The sequence below is a fragment of the Rhodococcus sp. NPDC077669 genome (genome assembly GCF_040686915.1).
Lineage (GTDB): Bacteria > Actinomycetota > Actinomycetes > Mycobacteriales > Mycobacteriaceae > Rhodococcoides > Rhodococcoides fascians.
This window is the reverse complement of record NZ_JBFBMD010000026.1, coordinates 53,263-59,651: the sequence shown is the minus strand read 5'-3', so window position 1 is coordinate 59,651 and position 6,389 is coordinate 53,263. Positions and strand designations below refer to the sequence as shown.

Sequence of the window (6,389 nt, the reverse complement as noted above, 5' to 3'; positions counted from 1 at the left end):
TCCCCGACGGGCCGATCACGAGGAGGCCAGGCAACACCAGGCGCAAGCCTGGAGCGGCACTGTTTCACCGGTGGTCATCGAGAGAGCCAGCGCGGTTCCATGGCAGCGCAACTGTGTCAACTTGCCCTCCGTCCCGCGAGGCGTGTCGACGAGTCTTCAGTAACGTGAAGCAGTCTGATATCCTTCCCGGCCGTCGGACATGATCGGCGTTGCTTTGTCGTCGACAGTCACCCGAAAGATGCGGAGCATCAGCAATGTCAGAGCACAGCGTGTTCGACCCCTCCGAGCGTGAACAGGACTCGGTTGTCCGTGCTCTGCTCGATGATCCCCACGTCGATGTCGTCGACACGACAGACGAACAGCTGGCCTCGCTTCGTCGGTTGCTTCCAACGACGGCCGGTGATTCCGAGGAGATGCGGTGGGTGCATTACCCGTGGCGGCGCACAGTGGTTCGCGTCCTCGGTCCACGCGGCTTCGATCAGCTACGGCTGGACCGCAACAGAAACAAGATCACCTCCGAGGAACAAGCTCGCTTCAGAGACCTACGGGTGGGAGTGGTCGGGTTGAGCGTCGGCCACGCCGTCGCTCACACCCTTGCGCTGGAAGGACTGTGCGGCGAGTTGCGTCTGGCCGACTTCGACGAGCTCGATCTCTCGAACCTCAACCGAGTCCCGTCCTCGGTGTTCGACTTGGGCGTGAACAAGGCGGTCGCCGCGGCCCGACGGATCGCCGAGCTCGACCCGTACCTGAGGGTGCAGGTGTTCCCGGACGGTGTGAATGCTGCGACGCTCGATGGCTTTCTGGACGGGCTCGATCTCGTGGTGGAGGAATGCGACTCGATCGACACCAAGCTGCTGGTCCGCCAACACGCCCGCGCCCGAGGCATCCCCGTGGTGATGGAGACCAGCGATGGCGGCGTCCTCGATGTCGAACGCTTCGATCTCGAACCCGACAGACCGGTGTTCCACGGACTGCTCGGCGAGATGGAAACCGCGGATGTGGCCGACATGACCGTCGAGCAGAAGAGCACGATCGCAGCGACGTTGCTCGAGCCGACCAAACTGACCCCGAGAATGATTGCGTCGGTGCCGGAAATCGGGCGCACGCTCTCGACCTGGCCGCAGCTCGGCGGAGACGTCGCGCTCGGTGGTGCCGCTGTGACCGCCGCTGTGAGGGCATTCGGCCGCGGTGAACCGCTCCCGTCCGGTCGACGGCGAATCGACCTGGATTCGTTGGTGCGCACCGGAGTCGATCCGACGGTTGGACCGGCAGGGGGATGAACGGGCACGCCACGACAACAAGGGCCGCCAAACATTCTGTGCCGGGATCGCGCCCAACACTGATTCGAGGAATCATCGGATGAACGTGATCGACAAGTCGTCTCGTCGGCATCCAAACCCGTGGCGGTCACGGCTCGATACCCGTACTACCGCGGTCATTGTCAGCGCTACCGGCGCTGTACCGCTGTTGGCCATTGCCCTGTTGTCTCCGACGTTTTTGCGGCCGAATGCGCTTCCGGTTCTCATCGTGGTGCTGACGTTCACCGCGGTAACCGTGCTCTTCGCTGCCAAGGTGGGGCGGTTGAGCGAACGTCAGTTCGCGGTCCTGGGTTTCGGGGGTATGACCGGAGTCGCTATCAGCGCCTACCTGGTCGCGGATCCGTCCGGGACGCGCGCGGTCACCTCGATGCTGGCGATCGTTCCGGCTATCGCTGCGTCGAGTTCACCGCCGCGGGTCACCGCGCGCCTGTCTGCGGCCTCGGTGGTCATGGTCACGGCATTGTCGGTGGTCAGTGTGGGTTCCTCCGGTTGGGCGGTGACCGCCGTTGCGATCGGTGCCGCCGCGACCACGGTGCTGGTGCCGGTTGCGCTCATCGGCGGCCTGCGCCGAACCCTGACGTTGGTGAACGAAAAACTGCAACGGTTGGCCGACACGGACCCGTTGACCGGTCTTCTCAATCGCCGTGGATTGCTTTCGAGTGCACAGGTTCTCGTGCACCAGGCGTGCGAGCGGAAAGAACTACTGGCTGCTTTCGTCGTCGATGTCGACCATTTCAAGACCGTCAACGACACCGACGGTCATACAGCCGGGGATCGAACGCTCGCTGCAGTCGCAGACACTCTGGCGTGCGCTGTGCACGCAGCGGTCGGCGAAAACGATGCGATCGTCGCTCGAACCGGTGGCGAGGAGTTCCTGATTCTCGCCCCGCACCGAGACGGCCGCGAACTCACTGAGCGGATACTCGATCGAGTCCGGTCCGACTGCAGGGTGACCGTGAGCATCGGAACGGTGACGCTCGACGTCCGGCCCATCGCACCCGGTGACCCGGCGTTACCCTCCGCAGACGTTGCTTCGAGCGAATCGGGCGGTCTCGATCACGTGCTCGACGCCGCCGTCCGCGCCGCCGACGCCGCGCTCTACCGCGCCAAAGCCGACGGACGAGATCGCGCGTACCACGCGGGCACACTCACGATCACATGGTCGGGCAGCCCCAGGTCCGGTCAGATGAGAACGAGCCGCCCCGAACTCTCGACCAGCCGTCACGCCGCCGACGGGACGCGCTGAGCGTTTCCACACAATGAGCGGGCCTCGCGGACCATCGACTCCCACACCTCGGGTCTCGCGCTGCGGGCCAGCGTGTGCATGTCCCACCACATCATGACGGTCCGGTATTGCTCGCTCGGGTACGCCGCGGCCGGGATGGCGTGGTCGATCCGCCCGCCGGAGCTTTCCCACAGGCGCAGGACGTGATCGGCCGCGCTGGCGAACAGGTACCGGCTGCCGGTCAGTTCGAGCGTCGGCAATGCTGTCCGAGCCAGCACATTCGACACCGTCCGCCCTGCGGCACCCGCATCGACCCACGCGCTTTTCATTTCTACGATCCCGTGGGGGATCCGGGCGTGCAACAGTTCGGTGACCAGAGGCAGTCCAGGCGAGTCCTGCCATTCGGTCAACACGTGGGACTGCTCGATCATCGTGTAGGGGCCTTGTGCCCTGACTCCGCCGAGCATCTGTCCTGCCCTGTCGAGCACCACGTAGAACAGGGTTGTCGTGGCGCCGGAGGCGACTTCGTCCAGATCGAGCGCAGCGGTGACACCATGGCGTGAGTACGATTCCCACGCTCCTTCGACATAGCGGGACCACAGTTCCGGGGATCCCGATGGTGTCGCGGCCGTCAATGTCATGGTTCCACCGGCGCAGCGCGTCGACCGGGAACCGACGTCGAGCCCGTGACCGACGGGACGGACGAGCCTGTCTGTCTGTGTGCTCTGTCGGCTGGCCGACGAGTTGCGCGTAGCGTGCCGATCGGCTGCGGACTCGATGGCATCGGCCGAGTGCGAGCTCGAAAGTATGGGAATCGTCATCGATGAGGCTCCTGAGGGGGTGGTGCCCGATAACCCTTCTGGGGCATGTCGAGCGAGTAGTCGGTGTGGAACAGCTAACACAGCCATTGTGCAACAAACAAGCCTACGGACCGGAGGAATGCTTCAAAACATCCTTTCAGTCTGTTAACGGCGGCTCAAATGTGTTATGTCACTGAATTGAGCGCGTGGAAGTCGCACAGTTCATGATTCATCACATCACCTGGTTGCGTGGAGCCGGTTTTCAGCGAGGATGTGTCGGTCAACGACTTCGGTTCGCTCCGGATGTCGCTCAGGCACAGGTCGTCCTACGGCGGAGCGAGACTACGGTTTCTTCGCCGCACACGAAGGGCTGCGGGCTAATCCGCACCCATCGGGAACACGATCGTTGTCGAGTTCTTGCGCTGCTCTCGCTCTCGCCATCCAGCGGGTGTGTCTGGTTCTCTGCGTGCCCGATACGTGACGAACTCTGTTTGAATTCATCCATGGTTGCTGCAGGAAGTAACACAAATTCTGGACCCGCTATTGGTGATGAGGTCCAGCTCCGGAGGGGCGGGGAAGTGGTGTCGGGGATCGTCGTCGAGGACTACTCCGATCAACTTGTCTCCGGTCCCGCGTTGGGTCGCGACTGGGCGCACCCGCATCGATGGGCTGTCGCGTTGAACTCGGGAGAACTCGCCTTCGTCGACGACGGTGATTTGCTGACCGAGATCGACGGAAAGAAACGGTGAGCGGTGGCGTCCGAGCAGCAATGTGATCGTTGGTTGCGTTTGCCGTGTTGTGGGAGCCGTTCGGGGGAGCGTCGGCATCGGATGTATCCGTCGAGTTCGGACTCGGGGTGGGTGAGTATCGCTGCCCGGTTGAGGGAACTGACTGGACGCACATGATCGAGATTGCCTCGACCCGGCGTTACGGGATCGGTTGGTCGAGTATTCGCGACGCCGGGATGAGCGCGCGCCGCGTCGGCGAATAGTGAAGAAAAAGCAAGCGTCACCACTGTTTCGGTACCAATGGGTGGCGGATACGGACGACGAGAGGTCTGTGCGCTCCCGGTAGGTTCAGTATGCGGCGTGTCGGTTCCGTCGTCGCGGCGGTACGACGGAACCGACACACCACAACCCCGACAGCAATCGCACGAGGCTGTGCGGGATCTTGTGCAACGACCGACCAGCGTGCCTCTACCCTCTCACTCAGCTGGGTTCCAGCAGAGAGTTGTTCGCTACTCGACGACATCGGTCAACTCTCCCGCCGCGTCCGGGTCGAGGAACTCGAGAAGATCGTTCAGCATTTTCTCAGCGCGGCTTTCGACGTCGGCGAAGACGGACTCGATGTCGCAGAGCACGCCTGGATACGCCTTGAACGATGCACAATTCGCGATGGCGAAAGAGGCACTGAACTACCGCATGAAGCTCGGCTGGGCAAGAAAGCTGACAGATACCGAAATGGAGTCGATCACAGTCCCAACGCTGGTGATCTTCGGCGCTAACACGGTGGTCTCGACCCCCCAAGCAGCGGTCGATCGAGTCAGATCCAGCATCCCGCGAGCAGAAACCGAGATCTACGCCGACACAGGACACGGAATCGTCGGCAAGATGAACCGTCCCGGGTTTCTTGCCGCTCCTACGCTTGCAACATCTCCGGGCGGAGTGCCGATTCTTGACTGTAGTAGACCTCCTCGAATTCGTCCGGTGTGAGGTAGTCGAGAGTGCTGTGGAGGCGGCGTTGGTTGAACCAGTCGACCCATCCCATCGTGGCGAACTCGACATCGTCGATGGTCTTCATCGGACCAATCAGGAACGGACTTCTCTTCGATACCGCCTCGGTCTTGAACAACCCAATCGTGCTCTCCGCCAACGCATTGTCGTAAGCATCCCCGACACTGCCGATCGAAGCCGCAATACCCTCCAGCACAAGCGTTTCCGCAAACGCGATCGACGTGTACTGGCTGCCGGCGTCGCTGTGATGAATGAGCCCCGAGCCGACGCGGTGCCCACCGTGATCGCGTCGCCACAGGGCCATCTTCAGCGCCGTGGTGACCATCGCCGTGTCTTTGACCGTCGAGGCGTGCCAACCGACAATCGCTCGCGAGAAGCAGTCGATGACGAACGCGACATAGACGAATCCCGCCCACGTTCTGGTGTACGTGAAGTCGGTGACCCACTTCCGGTTCGGGGACTCGGACGTGAAGTCACGGTCGAGCAGGTCAGGGGCCCGGGTGGAGTTCTTGCCGCCCTGGATTGTGGTGCGGTGCCGTTTGCCTCGGACGACGCCGGACATACCCTCGTCGCCCATCAGGCGGTCGATCGTGCAGGCAGCCGCATTATGGCCCTTCCTGCGCAGGTGGCGGTACATCTTGCGGCGACCGTAGAGCTCTTCCGGTTCGCCGACCGTGTCACGGAGAGCGGCAGTGAGGTAGGCGTCGGAGACAGTGCGAGCCGACGGTGCTGCGGTCTTCCAGTTGCGGTACGTGCGTGGGGCGACCTGTACTCCGTGCTCGGTGAGCACGCGGCAGATCGACTCGACCCGGTAGTTCTGTGCACGCATCTGATCGATGAACTGGACTATCTGCGGCGGCGAGGGTCGAGCTCCCTCGCGAAGAAAATCGAAGCCGACTTCAGAATCTCGTTGGCTTCCTTGAGATCTCGGTTCTCACGCTCGAGCTCCTTGATACGTTGCTGCTCCTCGGTCGTTGCACCGGGAGCTTGGTTGGCATCGATCTGAGCCTGGCGTGTCCAGAGCCGCAGTGACTCCGCGCCGACGCCCAATTTCGGTCCGATCGCCTTGCACGCGCCGTACACGGAGTTGTACTCGTGGAGATGGTCGAGGACCATCTTCACCGCACGCTCACGTTGCTCGGCCGGGTAACGCTTCGACATACGCTTCATCCTTCACAAAGAACGAAGCGGCATCAAACCCAGGACGGTTCACTCCAACCGTGGTTCCACGGACGGGCATCGGTCGTCCAATACCAGGAACAGACCAGACGTCCCAATCAGGGAACCGGCCTGATCCTCTAGCCGACTACGT

6 protein-coding genes are annotated in these 6,389 nt (G+C 62.5%); 3 read left to right on the top strand and 3 right to left on the bottom strand.

The annotated features are described in order from the left end of the window. The first annotated feature begins 254 nt into the window (after nt 1–254). The gene (locus AB0P23_RS21740; protein WP_363799371.1) at nt 255–1,280 is read left to right on the top strand and encodes an Rv1355c family protein; all 1,026 of its coding nucleotides are present in this window, start codon (nt 255–257) and stop codon (nt 1,278–1,280) included. A 79-nt stretch (nt 1,281–1,359) separates the two neighbouring features. Continuing rightward, the gene (locus AB0P23_RS21735) at nt 1,360–2,565 is read left to right on the top strand and encodes a GGDEF domain-containing protein (protein WP_008720740.1); all 1,206 of its coding nucleotides are present in this window, start codon (nt 1,360–1,362) and stop codon (nt 2,563–2,565) included. On the opposite strand, the gene AB0P23_RS21730 is transcribed toward AB0P23_RS21735, so the two are convergent. Next, on the bottom strand, nt 2,541–3,365 hold the full coding sequence (locus AB0P23_RS21730; protein ID WP_341244377.1) for a hypothetical protein: 825 nt from the start codon (nt 3,363–3,365) through the stop codon (nt 2,541–2,543). The two genes, AB0P23_RS21735 and AB0P23_RS21730, sit on opposite strands and share 25 nt — an antisense overlap. Before the next feature lie 557 nt (nt 3,366–3,922). On the opposite strand from AB0P23_RS21730, the gene AB0P23_RS21725 reads away from it, so the two are divergent. Beyond that, nucleotides 3,923–4,093 (top strand): hypothetical protein, encoded by a 171-nt coding sequence (locus tag AB0P23_RS21725; RefSeq protein ID WP_232433770.1) that lies wholly within the window; start codon nt 3,923–3,925, stop codon nt 4,091–4,093. A 488-nt stretch (nt 4,094–4,581) separates the two neighbouring features. Here the strand turns inward: AB0P23_RS21725 and AB0P23_RS21720 are convergent, their stop codons facing one another. Both AB0P23_RS21720 and AB0P23_RS21715 read right to left on the bottom strand, forming a co-directional pair. Then, a complete protein-coding gene (locus AB0P23_RS21720; RefSeq protein ID WP_363799368.1) occupies nt 4,582–4,704 on the bottom strand; it encodes a hypothetical protein in 123 nt (40 codons plus the stop codon). Nucleotides 4,705–4,982: 278 nt separating this feature from the next. Beyond that, a protein-coding gene (locus AB0P23_RS21715; protein WP_363799365.1) for an IS3 family transposase occupies nt 4,983–6,238 on the bottom strand; the annotation gives its coding sequence in 2 pieces (ribosomal slippage) (nt 4,983–5,965 and nt 5,965–6,238; 1,257 coding nt in all). Nucleotides 6,239–6,389 lie beyond the last annotated feature (151 nt).

Coding starts and splice junctions, on each gene's coding strand:
- AB0P23_RS21735 (WP_008720740.1), top strand. CDS start 1,360: ATGAACGTGATCGACAAGTCGTCTCGTCGGCATCCAAACCCGTGGCGG.
- AB0P23_RS21740 (WP_363799371.1), top strand. CDS start 255: ATGTCAGAGCACAGCGTGTTCGACCCCTCCGAGCGTGAACAGGACTCG.
- AB0P23_RS21730 (WP_341244377.1), bottom strand. CDS start 3,365: ATGACGATTCCCATACTTTCGAGCTCGCACTCGGCCGATGCCATCGAG.